This window comes from Kitasatospora sp. MY 5-36, assembly GCF_001182915.1.
Classification (GTDB): Bacteria; Actinomycetota; Actinomycetes; order Streptomycetales; family Streptomycetaceae; genus Kitasatospora.
This window is the reverse complement of record NZ_LFVW01001074.1, coordinates 1-2,092: the sequence shown is the minus strand read 5'-3', so window position 1 is coordinate 2,092 and position 2,092 is coordinate 1. Positions and strand designations below refer to the sequence as shown.

Sequence of the window (2,092 nt, the reverse complement as noted above, 5' to 3'; positions counted from 1 at the left end):
CGAGCGGGCCGGGCTGGACGACGGGCTGCGCGCGGCCGCGCGGCGGCGGGGGGAGGCCGAGCGCGGAGCGGCCGCGCCCTGCGGGGGGCTCGACGAGGCCGTCGCGCTGCTGGCCGCCCGTGGGTACGAACCCCACCTGGAGGAGGGGGCCATTCGCATGCGCAACTGCCCCTTCCACTCCGTCGCCGAGCGATTCCCGCCCCTCGTCTGCGGCATGAACCTCGCCCTCCTGGAGGGACTTCTCGGCGCGGGCGGCGCCCTCCATGCCCGGATGGACGCCCGGCCCGGGGAGTGCTGCGTGGTGGTCGAGCCTTCTAAAAACAATATTGATTGACATAGAAAGAAGGCCCGTGCTGGGATGGCGCCATGACCTCCCACCACCTCGCCCAGTTCAACGTCGCCACGCTCCGCCACCCCGTCGACGACCCGCGCATCGCGCCGTTCGTCGATCTGGTCTCCCCGGTCAATGCCGCCGCCGACACCGCCCCCGGCTTCGTCTGGCGGCTCGCCGCGGACGGGAAGGACGACGCGACCGCCCTGCGCCCGGCGGGCGAGGACGTCATCGTCAACATGTCGGTGTGGGAGAGCCGGGAGGCGCTGTGGGAGTTCACCTACCGCAGCGGGCACCTGGAGGCGATGCGGCGGCGGCGTGAGTGGTTCGAGCGGAACGTCGAGGCGCACCTGGTCCTGTGGTGGGTCCCGGCCGGGCACCTGCCGGACGTCGACGAGGCCCTGGAGCGACTGGCCGACCTGCGCGCGAACGGCCCCTCCCCGCGCGCCTTCACCTTCAACTCCCCCCGTACTCCGGACGGAGCCGCACCACACCCGGGCGCGTGAGCGGGCCGCTCCTCCGCCACCGCCGAGCGGACCCGGCGGCCGCCGTGCCGGCCAGGACCACCAGCAGCCGCGGGAACGAACGCCAGCGCTGCTCCTCGCCGAGCCCGCGGTGTACGCGGGCTCGGCGGCGGGCCGGTACACCCCAGCCTGGCCGGCGGGCAGCTCCGGGCGCGGGCGCCGGCGACGAAGGCGGCGTGGATCCGGCCGACGTCGAGCAGCGTCGAGCAGGTGCTCGCGCCCGTGCCGCCCGGCGCCACAAGGGATGCCGGGCGGGCCGGTTCAGCGCAGCACCTCCAGCTCCGGCCAGTCGTCGCCGGGCCGGTCGAGGAAGCCGGTGGGCCGCCCCGTCAGGTACCGAGCGAAGAAGGCGGCGACGGCGGTGCGCTGGGCGGCCAGGGAGCGCCGGGGGTCGACGGTGCCGATGAGTCCGGCCGCGTCGGGGACCGGGAGGCGGTGGACGAGCTGGGGCAGGAGGACCTGGAGGTCGGTGTACGAGCCGTGGGCGGCGTTCCGCAGCCGCAGGGCATGCCGGGGGCCGGTGGACGCCGCCCAGCACGAGGCCCAGCTCGGTTCGGTGCGCAGGGTCTTCGTGCCGGAGGCCATCAGCAGGAAGGGCTTGGCGAGGCCGCTGTCGGCGACGGGTCCGAGGAGGGCACCGTCGAGGTCGGCCGCCGCGCGGACGCGGGGCTCGTCGTGGGCGAGCTGGGCGGCGACGGAGCCGCCGAGAGACTGCCCGAGCACGCCGGTCCTGGCCGGGTCGGCGGCTTCGGCGAGCCCGTCCGGGAGCGGGTCGGTGCCGGTGTCGGTGCCGGTGTCGGGGCGGTCCCCGCGGGCGAGCCGGTCGAGTGCGCCGAGGACGAAACGGGCGTCGGCGAGGCGGGCCCGGGAGTGCCCGGCGAGGAGGGCGGCGACGACCTCCGGGGTGAGGTCGTCGGGGAGCGGGAGGGCGCGTTCGACACGGCCGCCGGGGAACTCGACCTGCTCGGCCTCGTACGTGGAGTCGAGGGTGACGACGAGGTGGCCGCGGCTCGCCAACTCCTCGACCAGGGTGGTGCCGAGGGCGCGCGAGCCGCCGTCGCCGGGGGAGAACAGCACCACGGGCAGCCGGCCGGCGCGCCGGGCGACGGGCGCGCCGGTGCGGGCGTGGGTCCTGATCCCCCGCCAGTCGGCGGCGCCGGCGGGGACACCGAGGGCCGGTGCGGAGTGCGCGTCCCAGTCGGCTGCTGCGGCCGGGGGCAGCCAGGGGGCCGTCGGG

2 protein-coding genes and 1 pseudogene are annotated in these 2,092 nt (G+C 76.5%); 2 read left to right on the top strand and 1 reads right to left on the bottom strand.

Features of this window, described 5'->3' with window-relative positions; translation table 11 throughout:
* Window positions 1-334 (top strand): annotated as a pseudogene (locus tag AE652_RS40210) (transcriptional regulator); the annotation flags it as partial.
* Window positions 335-366: 32 nt separating this feature from the next.
* Window positions 367-837, top strand: a complete 471-nt coding sequence (locus AE652_RS40205; RefSeq protein WP_049660689.1) for a DUF3291 domain-containing protein — start codon at window positions 367-369, stop codon at window positions 835-837.
* 279 nt (window positions 838-1,116) lie between these two features.
* Here AE652_RS40205 and AE652_RS40200 read toward each other — a convergent pair.
* The coding region (locus AE652_RS40200) for a lipase (RefSeq protein WP_049660686.1) at window positions 1,117-2,092 on the bottom strand (976 nt) is incomplete at its 5' end.

Coding starts and splice junctions, on each gene's coding strand:
- AE652_RS40205 (WP_049660689.1), top strand. CDS start 367: ATGACCTCCCACCACCTCGCCCAGTTCAACGTCGCCACGCTCCGCCAC.